Origin of the sequence: Rhodococcus sp. IEGM 1408 (assembly GCF_033142235.1) — a bacterium.
GTDB lineage: Bacteria > Actinomycetota > Actinomycetes > Mycobacteriales > Mycobacteriaceae > Dietzia.
In genome coordinates, this window is the sequence record NZ_JAWLRW010000003.1 from 319,628 (window position 1) to 335,014 (window position 15,387).

Consider the following 15,387-nt stretch of genomic DNA (forward strand, 5'->3'; position numbering starts at 1 on the left):
AGTTCACCCGGCCCTGAGCTCACCCGTCCTGTTGTCGCCCGTCCTGAGCTCGCCCCGGTCCGCCGACCGACGAGCCGTCCACACCGCGCCCACCAGGATCACCAGTCCGGCCGCCGCCAGGGCCGCACCCGCGAGCGCCGGCGACGTGTAACCGAACCCGAGGGCGATCACCATCCCGCCGAGCCACGCCCCCAGCGCATTCGCGGCGTTGAGCGCCGAGTGGTTGAGCGCGGCCGCCAGCGTCTGCCCGCGACCGGCGTACTTCATCAGGCGGGTCTGGAGCCCGGGCACCAGCGCGGACCCCGTCGTCCCCACGAGGAACAACCCCACGAGCGCCGTGACCGGATGGTGCGCGGCCACCGCGAACAGCGCCAGCACGACGGTCATGATCGAGGCGATCGCGACCAGCCCGCGGTCGAGGTCCCGGTCCGCGACCACGCCGCCCAGCAGGTTGCCGGCGACCATCCCGAGCCCGTAGACGGCCAGGACCGCGGGCATCCAGCCCCGGTCGATCCCGGCGACGTCGACCATCGTCCACTGGATGTAGGTGTAGACCGCGAACATCCCGCCGAAGCCCACGCAGCCCACCGCGAGGGTGGCGAGGATCTGCGGGCGGGCCAATGCGGCCAACTCCTCGCGGGCGCGGACGGGCTCACCACCGGGCGGTTCGGGGACGACGACGAGGATCGCGGCCACGGTCAGCGCGCCGATCACCCCCACCGCGAGGAACGCCGCCTCCCAACCCACGGCCTCACCCAGCCAGGTGGCCGCCGGGACGCCGATCACGGTGGCCACCGAGAGCCCCAGCAGGACCAGGGACACCGCCCGCGCCTGCTTCCCCGGGCCGACGAGGGAGGCCGCCACCAGCGAGGCCACCCCGAAGTAGGCCCCGTGCGGGATGCCGGCGACGAATCGCGCCGCGATCAGGATCTCCGCGGTGGGCGAGAAGGCCGCGGCCGCGTTCCCGACCGTGAACAGCGTCATGAGCACCAGCAACAGGGTGCGTCGCCGCCAGCGGGAGGTCCAGATGGTCAGCAGCGGGGCTCCCACCACCACGCCGAGGGCGTAGGCGGTGATCACGTGTCCCGCCTGCGGTTCGGTGAGCCCGAAGTCATCGGCGATCGACCTCAGGAGACCCATCGCCGCGAACTCGGTGACGCCGATGCCGAACCCGCCGAGCGCCAGGGCGAGGAGGGCCATCTGGACGCGGCGTGCGGTGGGCGCGGTGGATGGTCTGGGAGCGCTGGTCACCGGAGCAGGCTACGCCCGCCACCGGACCGGGGGCGGCCCGGACGACGACAAGGCCTGGCGAGCGGGGGCGGATAGACCATCAAGTGGCGGGCGATCCGCTACTGGTTCAGCGCTGTTAGCCTAGGTGCAACATTGTCGCAGGACGCCGGGCCGCCGCCCAGTTCCGGAGGTTGCCGTGGGAGCCGGACTGCTTCGCAGAAGTCCAGCGGGACCGGCTCTCACACGCCTCGACGCATCGCCTCGCCGCCGGGCCCTCGGGTGGACCTGGGCGTTACTCATGGTCGTGGTGGCCAGTGCGATCCTGTGTCTCGGCCTGGGGCCCTCGGGGGTCACCTCGGACACCGTCGTCCCGGTGGTCGGTTTCCACCTCGGTCTTCCGGTCACCCCGGGTTGGACACCGGCCGAAGAGGCGATCATCTGGGAGGTGCGGGCGCCGCGTGTGCTACTCGCCGCGGCTGTCGGCGCGGCGCTGGCGATCAGCGGGGTCGCGCTCCAGGCGATGGTCCGGAATGTCCTCGCCGAGCCGTACGTCCTGGGGATCTCGTCGGGAGCCTCGACCGGGGCCGCCGGATCCATCCTCTTCGGCTTCGCCACCGGGGCCGGGCAGTACGCGCTCCCGGTCAGTGCGTTCATCGGGGCACTGGCGGCATCACTGCTCGTTTTCGCGCTCGCCCGCTCCAATGGCCGGGTCACGTCGGTGCGCTTGCTGCTGGCCGGTATCGCCGTCGGGTACGCCCTCTCCGCCGCGACGAGTTTCCTGGTCTTCGCCTCGGACGATCCCGAGGGCTCTCGTTCGGTGATGTTCTGGATGCTCGGGTCACTCGCACTCGCCCGCTGGGGCCCACTCCTCGCCCTGGTCCTGTTGGTGACTCTCGCCAGCGGGGCCTTCTTCGTGCTCTCGTCACCTCGCCTCGACGCCCTGGCCATGGGCGACGAGACCGCTCTGGCGCTCGGCGTCCGCCCCGACCGCACGCGAATCCACCTGCTGCTGGCTGTCTCGCTGTGCACCGGGGTGTCCGTGGCCGCCGCCGGGGCGATCGGGTTCGTCGGATTGGTCGTCCCCCACCTCGCCAGACGCATGGTCGGGGCAGCCCATTCCAGACTTCTCCCCGTCACCGCGCTGCTCGGCGCAGCTCTGCTCATCTGGGCAGACGCGGTCGGCCGCATCCTGATGCAGCCCCGGGAGCTCCCGATAGGCATCCTGACCGCGCTCGTGGGCGCTCCGTTCCTGGTGATGCTCGTCCGGCGAGCCACCACCCGACCCTCTTAGCCGATGACCCCGCCCCCGGAGCACCGCCCGACGCCGATCTCGAGAGGCCCCCGCCAGTGAGCCACCCGTCCCGCAGAACCCTCCGGATCGCTGCCCCGGCCCTCGCGATCGCCATGCTCCCCGGGTGCACCACAGCTCCCGGTTCCGGGGCGGTCGGTGGCGTGCCTGACGGCTTCCCGGTGGTCGTGGACAACTGCGGTACCGAGATCCGTTTCGACGCACCCCCCGAGCGGGTCATGCTGCTCGAGAGCGCCCCGGTCACGATCCTGGACGGCATCGGGGTGTTCGACCGGGTGAGCGCCCGCGCCGGGTCGTTTCCGCTGGAGTACTACGACGACCAGCTCGCCGGCGCCGTCTCGCGGGTGCCGGCGCTCTCCGACGACGTCGACGCATCGGGCCACGTGGTGATCTCGCAGGAGCAGATCATCGCTCAGACCCCGGACCTCGTTCTGGGCCAGCTCGACGGCATCTCCCGCGAGACGTTGGCCGGCGCCGGCGCCACGGTCATGGTCCAGGAACTGCTCTGCCCGGGCGACACCGTGGAGGCGTCGTTCGACACGCTCTACGCCGAGATCGACCGCTACGGTCAGGTCTTCGACCGGCGCGGGGAATCGGCCGCCCTGGTGGACGACCTCCGCTCCCGGGTGGACGCGGTCAGGGCGCGCACCGCCGGGCGGGACAGGAGAACCGCGGCAGTTCTCTATCCGTCCACCGGTGGTGGGCCGCTCTACGCCTACGGCAGCGGCAGCATGGCCCAACCCCAACTCGAGGCCGCCGGGCTGGACAACGTCTTCGCGGCGAACGACGAGCGGGTGTTCGAGGTCCAGTTCGAGCAGCTCATCTCCGCAGATCCCGACGTGCTGATCCTGCTGCACCAGGGGCCCGACGACGGCGTCGAGAGGGCGGTGACGTCCCTCCCGGGCGCGCAGACCATCGATGCCGTGGCCGAGGGCCGGGTGATCACGCAGCTGTTCAACTTCACCGAACCGGCGTCGCCGTTGACGGTGGCGGGGCTCGAGAAGATCAGTGCCCGGCTCGAGGGGGGAATCAGATGACGCTCGAGGTCTCCGGTGTCTCGCACGCCTATGGCGATTCGACCGTGCTGCGCGATGTGTCGTTCACGGTTCCCGAGGGGCAGGTCCTCGGGCTCGTCGGACCGAACGGGAGCGGGAAGACCACCCTCCTGCGTACTCTCTACGGCTCACTCGTCCCGGACACCGGTTCGGTGTCACTGGACGGGCGGGAGGTCCGGACGATCCCCGCGCGACACCTGGCACGCCGCGTCGCCGTGGTGGTCCAGGAGCCGATCAGCGACCTCGTCCACACGGTCGCGGACGTCGTGCTGATGGGCCGGATCCCCCACCTCGGCACATTCGGTCGGAGGACGAGACAGGACGAGCAGCTCGCCGCTCGAGCCCTCGACCGCGTCGGAGCCCTCCATCTGGCGGCTCGGGGCTACGAAGAGATCTCGGGGGGTGAGCGGCAACGCGTCCTTCTGGCCCGGGCCCTGACCCAGGAGGCGCGGTGCCTGCTCCTCGACGAACCGACCAACCACCTCGACATCCGGTTCCAGCACCAGCTCCTGCAGCTCGTCCGGGACCTCGGGGTCACCGCCGTGGTGGTCCTGCACGATCTGAACCTCGCCGCGCGGTACTGCGACTCGCTGGTGATGCTCGACGACGGCGCCGTGCAGGCGGTCGGCGCCCCGGACGAGGTGCTCGCCGCCGACCGGGTGGAAGCGGTCTACGGGATCGAGGCCGAGGACATCCGGGCGGTCGACGGCACGCCGCAGCTGCTGTTCAGCCGGGGGGCGCGCCCCGCCGTCCTCGATCCTGTCTGATGCGTCAGCCGGGCCCTCCCCCGACCGGGTCCCGGCAGTCCCGGCAGGTGCCGACCAACGAGCTGCGGTTGGGGTCCACCTCGAAGCCCTGACCCACCCGCAGGCGTTCCACGACCGGGTCGAGTGTGTCGACGGGTAACGCCACGACCCCACCACACGAGACGCAGTGTCCGTGCAGGTGATTCGAGGTGGCGATGTGGTACGCCGTGGCGCCGCCGGGCAGCTGACGGTGCGTCACCGTGCCGGCCCCGACGAGCAGTTCGAGCGTGCGGTAGACCGTCGCCCGATGTATGCCCTCCCCGTGGAGGAGGCTGGCGAGCTCCTCTGCCGTGAGGTGGTCGTGTCGCTCGGCGAGTATGTGGAGGAGGCGTAGTCGTGCGCGGGTGACCCGCTCGCCCCGGTTCCGGAGCGTCGCGAGTGCCTGACTCACCACGCCGACGGGATCGTCGACGTGATGCGCTTCGTGTCGGCCGGTCATCGCCGATCAGTCGTGACTGTGGAAATGGCCGCTCACGTGCTCGGCGACGAGCTGAGCGTCCATCAGCGACGGGGAGAACGTCGCGGCGTTGATCATGAGCCGTTCCTGCTCGTGCATATCGATGAACACTCGCGCCCCCTACATGGGCTGTCGGACACCGAGCCAGTGGCCGAAGGTCGAGGTCAAACTACCAGTGCCCACCGTCGAGTTCTCGGGTTCTCGTCGCCCGGGATTCCCCGCCCGACATCCGGAAGTCCCTCCGGGTTCACCACTGATTTCCAACACTTCACCGTCCTGTCGCTTTCGTCACCGCGCCGTCGACCAGATGGATCTGCGCATCACATCGGGTCGCCATCGTGGCGTCGTGCGTGACCAGCATCAGCGCCACCTCGAACTCGCGCGCGGTGCTCAGGAGGAGATCCATGACAACCTGACCGGACTCTGAGTCGAGCGCACTGGTGGGCTCGTCGGCGAGCAGCACCGAAGGCTCGGTCATCAGCGCCCGCGCCACGGCCACCCGCTGCCGCTGCCCGCCGGACAGTGCCCCGACCGACCGATCGGCCGCCGCGGCGAGACCCACCACGCCGAGAAGCTCGTCGGCCCGCTCGCGCGCATCGCGACGCCGCGCCCGTGACGGCCGCGATCCCAACCATGCCATTGCCTCGAGCTGTTCGCGGGCGGTGAGCGACTCGATCAGGTTGGACTGTTGGAACACGATGCCGATCTCGTCTCGCCGCAGTTCCGCCGCACGCCGCGGGTTCACCGCGGCCAGGTCCACCACTCCGTCCCGGGTCTCCAGCCACACCTGCCCGGCTTCCGGCCTGGCGAGCGTGGCGGCGACGGCGAGCAAGCTGGACTTACCCGATCCGGAGGGGCCTGTCACTGCGAGGCTGCGACTGCGATCGATCGAGAGCGAGACGTGGTCGACGGCGGTGACCCGGCCATCACCATCGGGGAAGGTCAGGACCACGTCCTCCATCCTGAGCGCGGTGGTCGCGGGGGCGTCGAGTAGTGCGGTGCGGGGCATGGCGGTTCTCCTTGAGGTGTGGCCGGCGTGCGAGATCGCGGGAGTCGACGACGACGAGGTGGTGCGGCTGACGGCGTCGGAGCGGTTCATCGGGCGGCCCCGAGTGCGGAGTTCGGGTCGGCGGTCACGACGGGCCGTAGCGAGACGGCGGCGCCGGCGAGGCCGAGCACGGCGAGCAGCGCGGCCGGCACGAGCGTGGTCCCGGCCGAGACGACGAACGGCACGGCGCCGCCCACGGCCAGACCGAACAGTGCGGCGATCCCGACCCCGCCACCGATGCCCACGGCCAACACGATCGCGGCCTGGCCGACCGAGTCGCGGACGACTGCGGCGGTGGACGCACCGAGCGCCTTGAGCACGGCCACGTCGCGGCGGCGTTGCATCCCCCACACCGCGAAGAACGCGCCGACGACCAGGGCGGTGACCGCGAGCAGCATGTAGGTCATGGTGGTGAGCGAGGAGTTCTCGGCCCGGTGCGAGGGCAGAGCACCCACCAGACCGTCGGAGTCGACCAGCGCGAGTCCCGAACCGTCAACGGCGGCATCCGACACCGGGTCCGCCTGCACCGCCATGGTGGTGGCCGCCCCACCGCGGGGGGCGAGTTCTCTCCAGGTGTCGAGGTCGGTCACCACGACGGGGGTGTGCGAGTGCCAGAGATCGCCGACATGTCCGGCGACAGCCAGGGTGCCCCCACCGACGCTGAGCTGGCTGGCGCCGGCGCCCACCTCGTCGTCGACGCCTGTGGTCACCAGTACCTCTCCCGCGGCCGGTGGGGTCACCGATCCCACCGGACCGGCCAGGCCCACCGCGACGGCGGAGACGCCGGTCTCGGTGCCGTTGTCCAGGTTGATCCGGGCCAGGCCCACCGGCACGGCCGACGGGTCCTCGGCGAGGACGGTGGCCACCTGATCGTCGGTGAGTGCCGCTCGGTCGAGGTCGACGGGACCCTTGTCGTCGGCGGGCAGGACGAAGCCCGAGCCGTCCGAGCCGAGCGCCCTGAGCGCGGACACGCTCTGGTCGGCCAGCCCGGCGGTCAGGCCGAGCAGTCCCGCCACCAGGACGGAGAGCATCAGGACCACGCCGGTGATCAGGACGAAGCGCCACCTGGCGGAGCGCAGGTCGCGGAGTGCGAAGAACATGAGGTTTTCCCTTCCCGAAGGTGTGCCTCAATCCTCGTTCGCGCGGTCGCCACCCGAATCGGCCACGAGGTTGGCACGCCGACGACGAACGGTGGAGGGGTGCATCCATCGTTCGATGGATGCCGAGTGCAACGCCGGCGACTAGCGTCGACCGGGTGTCCACCGCGCCCCCGTCTCTCCCGGAGCTACCGCCCGAGTCGACGGGGGTGCGCGTGGTGTTGGCGCAGCTCGAGGTCTCGCTGCACACCCTGGTGGCGGCGTTGCTGGTCCTCACGCTGGTCAGCGCGCACCGCGGCACGTCGGGCGCGCCCGACGTACCGGCCGTGCTGGCCGCTGCCGGATTCGCGGGCGTGTATGTGGCGGGAACGATCTGGGCGCGCCGTCGCGAGACCGCAGGTGTGGTCCGCCTCGGCTGGCTGGCGGCGGTACTAGGCCTGTGGGCGTGGTTGGTGGTGCAGGTACCCGAGGCCGCCTACCTGGTGTTCCCCCTGTTCTTCCTGGCCCAGTTCCTCCTCGGTGTGTGGGCGGGCGCGGCCGCGGTGGCGTTGCTGGCCGCGGTGGCCGTAACGGCCCTGGGATTACACGGTGGCTTCACCCCTGCCGGGATCGTCGGGCCGGCGGTGGGGGCGCTCGTCGCTCTCGGCCTGGGTGCTGGCGTCCGTGCACTTCATCGCGAGTCGCAGGCCCGGCGGGAGGTGATCGCCGAGCTCGTGGCCACCCGCTCAGAGCTCGCCGCACGCGCCCGGGAGGTGGGCCGCGAAGCAGAGCGCGCGCGGCTGGCCGGCGAGATCCACGACACCGTCGCGCAGGGACTGTCGAGTATCGGGATGCTCCTGCACGCCGCAGAACGCACCGGTCCCGCGCACCCCGCGATCGACCAGATCCGTCTGGCCCGCCAGGTGGCGGGCGAGAATCTCACCGAGACGCGCAGACTCATCACCGCACTGCGTCCGGCGCCGCTCGACGGCGTGTCCCTGACCGGGGCGCTGCACCGCGTCGCGACGCGGTGCGGCGCCGCGAACCCCGGCGTCGCGCTCCACCTAGACGGCACCCGCGCCGCCGAACCCCCCCCCGCCCACGCGGCGGTGCTGGTGCGGGTGGCGCAGGAGGCCCTGACCAACGCGATCAAGCACGGCGCCCCGGAACGGATCACCCTCACACTCACCGACTCCCCCACCGCGGTGGTACTGGACGTCACCGACGACGGTCACGGCTTCGCCGTGACCGCCCCGCGCACCACTGCCTCGTTCGGACTAGATGGGATGGCGCGGCGGGTCGACGACCTGGGTGGGACGCTCGAGGTGGAATCCGCGGCGGGCAGGGGGACAGCGGTGCGCGCGGTGCTGCCGGCGCGGAAGGCGGAGGCCTCCTGATGACCACAACGGTGCGCGTGCTGATCGCCGACGATCACGCGGTGGTACGGACAGGACTGCGGGCGGTGTTGGCCTCCGATCCCACGGTCGAGGTGATCGCTGACGTCGCGACGACCGGCGACGCCGTCGAACGCGCCCGGATCGGCGACATCGACGTGGTGCTGATGGACCTGCGGTTCGCCGGGGACGCCACCGCCGGGGTCCAGGCCACCGCCACACTCCGCGACCTCACTGAACCGCCCCAGGTACTCGTACTGACCAGCCACGACACGGACGCGGACATCCTCGGCGCCATCGCGGCCGGAGCCTGCGGCTACCTGCTCAAGGACGCCGGCCCCGACGAACTGCTGGGCGCCGTCCACGCCGCCGCCGCCGGCGAGAGCGCCCTCTCCCCCACCGTCGCAGCCAGGCTCATGAGCCGGCTGCGCGACCCGCGACCAACGCTCACCGACCGAGAGGTCGACGTCCTGCGAGCCGTGGCCGAGGGGGCGACCAACCGGCAGGCCGCCGCCTCGCTGCACCTGGCCGAGGCCACGATCAAGACACACCTCGTGCACGTCTTCGAGAAACTCGACGTCACCTCTCGAACCGCCGCCGTGGCGAGGGCACGCGAACTCGGGGTGCTGTGAGAGCGCCACCGGTCGCCCCGACCGAGCGCTGCCCGGTCGGGGCGGAGACCACAGTGGGGTCCCCGGGGGACCGCGATCAGGCTCGTGCCTTCTTCAGGTTCTGGTCCAGCGCCGCGAGGAACTCCTCGGTGGTGAGGTAGTCCTGCTCCTCGCCGACGAGCCCGGCGAGGTCCTTGGTCATCTGGCCGTCCTCGACGGTCTTGATCACCACGTCCTCGAGCTGGTGCGCGAACTCGATGACCTCGGGGGTGTCGTCGAGCTTGCCGCGGTGCTCGAGGCCTCGGGTCCACGCGAAGATCGACGCGATCGGGTTGGTGGACGTGGGCTTGCCCTCCTGGTGCTGACGGAAGTGGCGGGTGACGGTGCCGTGGGCGGCCTCGGCCTCGCAGGTCTTCCCGTCCGGGGTGAGCAGGACGGAGGTCATCAGGCCGAGCGAGCCGAAGCCCTGCGCCACGGTGTCGGACTGGACGTCGCCGTCGTAGTTCTTGCAGGCCCAGACGTAACCGCCCTCCCACTTGAGCGCGGAGGCGACCATGTCGTCGATCAGCCGGTGCTCGTAGGTCAGGCCGGCGGCGTCGAACTCACTCTTGAACTCGCGCTCGAAGACGTCCTGGAAGATGTCCTTGAACGCGCCGTCATACGCCTTGAGGATGGTGTTCTTGGTGGACAGGTACACCGGGTAGTCGTGCTGCAGGCCGTAGTTGAACGAGGCGCGCGCGAAGTCCTCGATGGACTTGTTGAAGTTGTACATGCCCATCACCACGCCGCCCTCGTCGGGCATGTCGACGATCTCGTGCTCGATCGGCTCGGAGCCGTCGGTCGGCGTGTAGGTGATGGTGATCTTGCCCGCACCGGGGACCTTGAAGTCGGTGGCGCGGTACTGGTCGCCGAAGGCGTGGCGGCCGACGATGATCGGCTTGGTCCAACCCGGCACCAGGCGCGGGACGTTGGAGATGATGATCGGCGCGCGGAAGATCGTCCCGCCCAGGATGTTGCGGATAGTGCCGTTGGGCGACCGGTACATCCGCTTGAGGCCGAACTCCTCCATGCGGGCCTCGTCCGGCGTGATGGTGGCGCACTTGACGCCCACGCCGTGCTTCTTGATGGCGTTCGCAGCATCCACGGTGATCTGGTCGTCCGTCGCGTCACGGCTGGAGATGCCGAGGTCGTAGTACTCGAGGTCCACATCCAGGTAGGGGTGGATGAGTTCGTCTTTGATGAACTTCCAGATGATGCGGGTCATCTCGTCGCCGTCGAGCTCGACGACGGTTCCCTCGACCTTGATCTTGGACATCGGGCCCTCTTCTCCGCCCGCCCTCGTGGGGCCTGCGTTGCCGGAACTTATGTGACGTGCGCCTCATATTACCGGCGCGGCCCGTCGCGAGAGGCCCACTCCGCCCGTTACCCCTCGTTGCCGTCGCGCATCGGCTTAGGCTAGCCTCTCCCCAGGTCATGAGTTCCAGCGACAAGCCCCGGCTCGCTGGGCGGCAACCCTCCACCGCGGTGGGGTGCCCCGGGAGACGACCTGGCCACCACCCACCTGGGTGACAAGGCAAGCGCGGGTCCGCTGACGTTCACGCGGGCGGACCCTTCTGACGAGAGGAGGGGCTCCGCCCCTATGACGTACGACAACACCAACCCCGACTGGGCCTTCGAGACCCGTCAGGTCCATGCCGGCCAGCCCGTCGATTCCGACACGGGCGCACGCAACCTGCCGATCTACCAGACCACCTCCTACGTCTTCGCCGACGCCAAGCAGGCCGCCGACCGGTTCGCGCTCGCTGAGATGGGCCCCATCTACACCCGGATCACCAACCCGACGGTGGCCGCAGCCGAGGATCGCATCGCCTCCCTCGAGGGCGGCGTCGCCGGTCTGCTGTTCGCCTCCGGTCAGGCCGCGGAGACCGCCGCCGTCCAGGCGATCGCCCAGTCCGGTGGCCACGTGGTGGCCTCCCCCCGCCTCTACGGCGGTACCGACACGCTGCTGCGGCACACGCTGCCCAAGTACGGCATCGAGACCACGTTCGTGGAGAACCCGGACGATCCCGCCTCCTGGCAGGCCGCGGTCCGCCCGAACACCAAGCTGTTCTACGCGGAGTCCATCTCCAACCCCCTTGGCGACGTGCTGGACATCCCGGCCATCGCCGAGGTCGCGCACAACAACCAGGTGCCGCTGGTCATCGACAACACGGTGGCCACCCCGTACCTCATCCGCCCGCTCGAGCTCGGTGCCGACGTCGTGGTGGCCTCCGCCACCAAGTACCTCGGCGGCCACGGGTCCTCCCTCGGCGGCGTTCTGGTCGACGGCGGCAAGTTCGACTGGCGGGTACAGCGCGATGGCGAGGACGTCTTCCCGTCCTTCACCACCCCCGACCCCGCCTACCACGGCCTGGTCTACGCCGACCTCGGGGCGCCCGCGCTCGCGCTCAAGGCCCGCGTCACGCTCCTGCGCGACACCGGTGCCGCGGCCTCACCGTTCAACGCGTGGACCCTGGTCCAGGGCATCGACACCCTGAGCCTGCGGATCGAACGCCACGTGTCCAACGCGCAGCGGATCGCCGAATGGCTCGAGGCGCGAGAGGACGTGGCGAAGGTCCAGTACGCCGGCCTGGCGTCCTCGCCCTACAACGCACTGCAGAAGAAGCTGTCGCCCAAGGGTGCCGGCGCCATCGTCACGTTCGACCTGGCCGTGCCCCAGGGCACGTCCGACGAGGACGTCAAGGCGCAGGCGTGGAAGTTCATCGACGCGCTCAAGCTGCACTCGTGCCTGGTGAACATCGGCGACGTCCGCTCGCTGGTGTGCCATCCGGCCACCACGACCCACTCCCAGGGCACCCCGGAGGACCAGGCGATCGCGGGGGTCACCACCGCGACCATCCGACTCTCGGTGGGCATCGAAGCCGTCGAGGACCTCATCGGCGACCTCGAGCTCGGTTTCGCCGCGATCTCCTGACGCCCGTCCGCATGCTCAGCCCCACTGATCCGCTCGCGCAGTTGCCCCCGGGCGACGGCACCCTCGGCCATGTCGCCCTCGGCGACCTCACGCTGGTCACGGGTGTCGTCCTCCCGGGGGTGACCCTCGCTGTGCAGCGGTGGGGCCGGATCGCGGAGGACCGGTCCAATGTCGTCCTCGTCGAGCACGCCCTCACCGGCGATTCGCACGTGGTCGGCTCGGTCGACTCGCTGCACCCCACCCCCGGTTGGTGGAACGGACTCGTCGGGCCAGGGTTGCCGATCGACACCGACCGGTTCTGCGTCCTGTCCGTCAATGTGCTCGGCGGCTGCCGTGGTTCGACGGGTCCGAGTTCGCTCCACCCCGACGGCCACTACTGGGGAGCCCGGTTCCCCGCCGTCTCCGTCCGTGACATGGTCGCGGCCGAGCGGGTGCTGGCCGACATGCTGGGGATCGAGCGCTGGGCCGCGGTCATCGGAGGCTCCATGGGCGGGGCCAGGACCCTCGAGTGGATGGTCTCCCACCCCGACCGCGTCGGCGCGGCATGCGTCCTGGCCGTCGGGGCCCGTGCCTCAGCCGACCAGATAGGCGTCCAGACCGCGCAGATCATGGCCGTCACCTCCGACCCGCACTGGCAGCAGGGCGGATACCACGGGACCGGCCGCACGCCGGTCACCGGGCTCGGCATCGCCCGGCGCATCGCGCACCTGTCCTACCGGGGCGAGTTGGAGCTCGATGAGCGTTTTGCCAACCGCCCGCAGCCGGGCGAGGACCCGCGCGCGGAGGACTTGTCGATGTCGGGGCGGTTCGCCGTGCAGTCCTACCTCGACCACCAGGCGGGGAAGCTCGTCTCGCGCTTCGACGCCTGCTCCTATGTCCTGCTCACCGACGCGCTCAACCGGCACGACGTGGGCCTGGACCGCGGCGGGGTCGAGGAGGCGCTGCGCTCGTGCCCGGTCCCGTGCGTGATCGGCGGCGTGACCACCGACCGGCTCTACCCCCTGCGCCAGCAGGAGGAACTGGCCCGGCTCCTCCCTGGCGCCGACCCCCTCGTGGTGATCGACAGCCCCGCCGGCCACGACGGATTCCTCACCGAGGCCGACGTGGTGGGCCCGATGCTCGCACGGACCCTCGAGCTGGCCGGCCAGGGGTCCCCCGACCGGACGCGAGGACACGCATGACCGAGTACGACAGCACTCCCCGGCCGGCCGCGCTCGGCCTGGCGGGCCTCGCCGTGGCCTTCGGGATCATCGGGGTGTCCGTCGGCTTCGCCACGCTGCTGGGCCTCACCGCCACCGCGAGCGGCGGCAGCGACACCACGGGCTTCGGGCCGATGGCGGTGACCGCCGCATCCTCGCTGGTGCTGGGGTTGCTGCTGATCGCCGGCGCCGTCCTGCTGTGGCGTGCCCACCGCGCGGCCAGGGTGGTCATCGGAGCGGCGGTGACGCTACTCGCCGCGAGTTCGCTCGTGCGCATGGCGCTGGACAGCATCACTTTCATCTCCGTGCTGGGCAGCGTGCTCTCGCTGTGCGCGCTGGCGGGGATGGGCTACCTGCTCCTCTCGGACGGCGTGCGAGACCACGTCCGCGAAGGCGTACCGCTCCGCCTGCACTGATCCGGACCGCGCGACCGGCGACGTCGGCCGTCAGTGGTCAACCGTCAGCCGGTCCCCAGTGCGTCGACCGAGGTCGCCAGCCACAGCACCACCGCGCCGACCACCACATAGAAGGCCACGTCGAAACCCTTACCGCGGACGCCGAGCAGGCGGGCGTGCTGCTCCGGGACCAACCAGCGCAGGGCGGCGGCCGCGAGCGCCACGAGCCCCAACAGGAACGCCCCCCGGCGCCACCGCTCGAACATCACGAACCCCAGGGCCACCGCCAGCCCGGCCAGGACCAGCGCGAGCGGCCACTGGGCTCGGATCTGCGACCACCGCAGCCGCGCGGGCCTCGTCCGGCGGGGCCGGGCGTCGGTCGGCCGCGGCCGGTCGGGGGCGGGGTGGGTCATTCGCGCCTCAGGAATTCGCGGCGAGCCGCTCGCAGCGCTCGACCACGTTGGCCAGCAGGAACGCTCGCGTGAGCGGGCCGACCCCACCCGGGTTCGGGGACACCGCCCCCGCTACCTCCCAAACCTCGGGGTGGACGTCTCCGGCGAGCTTCCCGTCGAGCCGGGACACGCCCACGTCCAGGACCGCGGCACCGGGCTTGACCATGTCGGCGGTGAGCATGTGGGCGACGCCGGCGGCCGCCACGATCACGTCGGCGCGCCGCGTCTCGGCGGCCAGGTCCCGGGTGCCGGTGTGGCACAGGGTGACGGTGGAGTTCTCGCTGCGGCGGGTGAGCATGAGGCCGATCGGCCGGCCCACTGTCACGCCGCGGCCGATCACCACCACATGGGCCCCGTCGAGTTCCACCCCGAAGCGGCGGAGGAGATGGATCGAGCCGTTGGGTGTGCACGGCAACGGGGCCGGCTCGTTCAGCACCAGCTTGCCGAGGTTGACCGGGTGGAGCCCGTCCGCGTCCTTGGCCGGGTCGATCCGCTCGAGGACGGCGTTCTCGTCGAGGTGCTTGGGGAGCGGGAGCTGCACGATGTACCCGGTGCACGCGGGATCGGCGTTGAGCTCGTCGATCACGGCATCTAGCTCGGCCTGGGTGGTCTCGGCGGGCAGGTCGCGACGGATGGAGGCGATGCCGACCTGCTCGCAGTCCCGGTGCTTCATCTTGACGTAGGACTGGCTGCCGGCGTCCTCGCCCACCAGGACCGTGCCCAGTCCCGGGGTGATGCCCTTCTCCCGCAGCGCGGTCACGCGGGTGGTGAGGTCGGCGACGATCTCGTCGCGGGTGAGCTTGCCGTCCAGCTTGATCGCGGTCACGCCCACCAGTATCCCACTCCCCCGCGGTCGCGCAGGCAGCGCACTGCGAGAATGTCCCCCATGACCGGAAGTGGCGTGCGCGTGCTGTTCGACCGTCCCCGCATCCCACCCAACACCGGCAACGCGATCCGGATGGCGGCCGGTGCGGGCTGCGAACTCCATCTGGCCGGGCCGCTGGGCTTCGACCTGTCCGAGCCGCAGCTGCGCCGGGCCGGCCTCGATTACCACGACCTGGCCCACGTGGAGGTGCACGAGGACCTGGAAGCCGCCTATACGCGGCTGCTGCCGGCGCGGATCTGGGCGTTCACCGCGCACGCCGACCTCGCGCTGCCCGAGGTGCAGTTCTCCCCGGGCGACGTCCTGCTGTTCGGTCCCGAGCCCACCGGGCTGGCCGAGGAGGTCATGGCGGACGAGCGGGTGACGGCGAGGGTGCGCATCCCCATGCTGCCGGGCCGCCGCTCGATGAACCTCTCCAACGCCGCGGCCGTGGTCGTCTACGAGGCGTGGCGGCAGCAGGGTTTCGCCGGCGGTATGGATTTTCCAGCGCATTGAACT

General features: G+C 70.9%; 17 protein-coding genes and 1 riboswitch. Of the genes, 9 read left to right on the forward strand and 8 right to left on the reverse strand.

The window, feature by feature from the left end:
- Positions 1–3 precede the first annotated feature (3 nt).
- Positions 4–1,200, reverse strand: a complete 1,197-nt coding sequence (locus R4P08_RS06755; protein WP_317813129.1) for an MFS transporter — start codon at positions 1,198–1,200, stop codon at positions 4–6.
- 328 nt (positions 1,201–1,528) lie between these two features.
- On the opposite strand from R4P08_RS06755, the gene R4P08_RS06760 reads away from it, so the two are divergent.
- Genes R4P08_RS06760 through R4P08_RS06770 form a run of 3 tightly spaced genes read left to right on the forward strand, consistent with a single transcriptional unit; the run spans position 1,529 to position 4,361 of the window.
- Positions 1,529–2,521, forward strand: coding sequence for an iron ABC transporter permease (locus tag R4P08_RS06760; protein ID WP_317813009.1), 993 nt, complete (start codon positions 1,529–1,531; stop codon positions 2,519–2,521).
- Between the two features lie 56 nt (positions 2,522–2,577).
- Positions 2,578–3,576 (forward strand): ABC transporter substrate-binding protein, encoded by a 999-nt coding sequence (locus tag R4P08_RS06765; protein WP_317813010.1) that lies wholly within the window; start codon positions 2,578–2,580, stop codon positions 3,574–3,576.
- Positions 3,573–4,361, forward strand: coding sequence for an ABC transporter ATP-binding protein (locus R4P08_RS06770; protein ID WP_317813011.1), 789 nt, complete (start codon positions 3,573–3,575; stop codon positions 4,359–4,361). The genes R4P08_RS06765 and R4P08_RS06770 overlap by 4 nt, the downstream gene beginning before the upstream one ends.
- Before the next feature lie 4 nt (positions 4,362–4,365).
- On the opposite strand, the gene R4P08_RS06775 is transcribed toward R4P08_RS06770, so the two are convergent.
- The 4 genes from R4P08_RS06775 to R4P08_RS06790 form a co-directional block, all read right to left on the reverse strand.
- On the reverse strand, positions 4,366–4,839 hold the full coding sequence (locus tag R4P08_RS06775; protein ID WP_317813012.1) for a Fur family transcriptional regulator: 474 nt from the start codon (positions 4,837–4,839) through the stop codon (positions 4,366–4,368).
- Between the two features lie 6 nt (positions 4,840–4,845).
- Entirely contained in the window at positions 4,846–4,968 is a 123-nt protein-coding gene (locus tag R4P08_RS06780; protein WP_317813013.1) for a hypothetical protein, read from the reverse strand.
- Between the two features lie 157 nt (positions 4,969–5,125).
- Positions 5,126–5,866 (reverse strand): ABC transporter ATP-binding protein, encoded by a 741-nt coding sequence (locus R4P08_RS06785; RefSeq protein ID WP_317813130.1) that lies wholly within the window; start codon positions 5,864–5,866, stop codon positions 5,126–5,128.
- Positions 5,867–5,952: 86 nt separating this feature from the next.
- A complete protein-coding gene (locus R4P08_RS06790) occupies positions 5,953–7,005 on the reverse strand; it encodes an FtsX-like permease family protein (RefSeq protein ID WP_317813014.1) in 1,053 nt (350 codons plus the stop codon).
- A gap of 155 nt (positions 7,006–7,160) precedes the next feature.
- On the opposite strand from R4P08_RS06790, the gene R4P08_RS06795 reads away from it, so the two are divergent.
- Complete coding sequence (locus R4P08_RS06795; protein ID WP_317813015.1) at positions 7,161–8,378, forward strand: sensor histidine kinase; 1,218 nt, start codon at positions 7,161–7,163, stop codon at positions 8,376–8,378.
- Positions 8,378–9,007: a response regulator transcription factor gene (locus tag R4P08_RS06800; RefSeq protein ID WP_317813016.1), complete on the forward strand. Its 630-nt coding sequence runs from the start codon at positions 8,378–8,380 to the stop codon at positions 9,005–9,007. Before R4P08_RS06795 ends, R4P08_RS06800 begins: the two co-directional genes overlap by 1 nt.
- Before the next feature lie 76 nt (positions 9,008–9,083).
- On the opposite strand, the gene R4P08_RS06805 is transcribed toward R4P08_RS06800, so the two are convergent.
- Complete coding sequence (locus R4P08_RS06805; RefSeq protein WP_317813017.1) at positions 9,084–10,301, reverse strand: NADP-dependent isocitrate dehydrogenase; 1,218 nt, start codon at positions 10,299–10,301, stop codon at positions 9,084–9,086.
- Positions 10,302–10,455: 154 nt separating this feature from the next.
- Positions 10,456–10,572, forward strand: a riboswitch (SAM riboswitch).
- Between the two features lie 53 nt (positions 10,573–10,625).
- Here R4P08_RS06805 and R4P08_RS06810 point away from each other — a divergent pair.
- From R4P08_RS06810 to R4P08_RS06820, 3 genes are read left to right on the forward strand one after another with little or no spacing between them, the layout of a single operon-like run.
- A complete protein-coding gene (locus R4P08_RS06810; RefSeq protein ID WP_317813018.1) occupies positions 10,626–11,960 on the forward strand; it encodes an O-acetylhomoserine aminocarboxypropyltransferase/cysteine synthase family protein in 1,335 nt (444 codons plus the stop codon).
- Complete coding sequence (gene metX, locus R4P08_RS06815; RefSeq protein ID WP_411741176.1) at positions 11,957–13,141, forward strand: homoserine O-acetyltransferase MetX; 1,185 nt, start codon at positions 11,957–11,959, stop codon at positions 13,139–13,141. Before R4P08_RS06810 ends, metX begins: the two co-directional genes overlap by 4 nt.
- Positions 13,138–13,575, forward strand: a complete 438-nt coding sequence (locus R4P08_RS06820; RefSeq protein WP_317813020.1) for a hypothetical protein — start codon at positions 13,138–13,140, stop codon at positions 13,573–13,575. The genes metX and R4P08_RS06820 overlap by 4 nt, the downstream gene beginning before the upstream one ends.
- A 44-nt stretch (positions 13,576–13,619) precedes the next feature.
- Here R4P08_RS06820 and R4P08_RS06825 read toward each other — a convergent pair whose 3' ends face one another.
- Both R4P08_RS06825 and R4P08_RS06830 read right to left on the reverse strand, forming a co-directional pair.
- A complete protein-coding gene (locus R4P08_RS06825; RefSeq protein ID WP_317813021.1) occupies positions 13,620–13,967 on the reverse strand; it encodes a DUF3017 domain-containing protein in 348 nt (115 codons plus the stop codon).
- A 7-nt stretch (positions 13,968–13,974) separates the two neighbouring features.
- The gene (locus R4P08_RS06830) at positions 13,975–14,832 is read right to left on the reverse strand and encodes a bifunctional methylenetetrahydrofolate dehydrogenase/methenyltetrahydrofolate cyclohydrolase (RefSeq protein ID WP_317813022.1); all 858 of its coding nucleotides are present in this window, start codon (positions 14,830–14,832) and stop codon (positions 13,975–13,977) included.
- Positions 14,833–14,892: 60 nt separating this feature from the next.
- On the opposite strand from R4P08_RS06830, the gene R4P08_RS06835 reads away from it, so the two are divergent.
- On the forward strand, positions 14,893–15,384 hold the full coding sequence (locus R4P08_RS06835) for a tRNA (cytidine(34)-2'-O)-methyltransferase (RefSeq protein WP_317813023.1): 492 nt from the start codon (positions 14,893–14,895) through the stop codon (positions 15,382–15,384).
- Positions 15,385–15,387 lie beyond the last annotated feature (3 nt).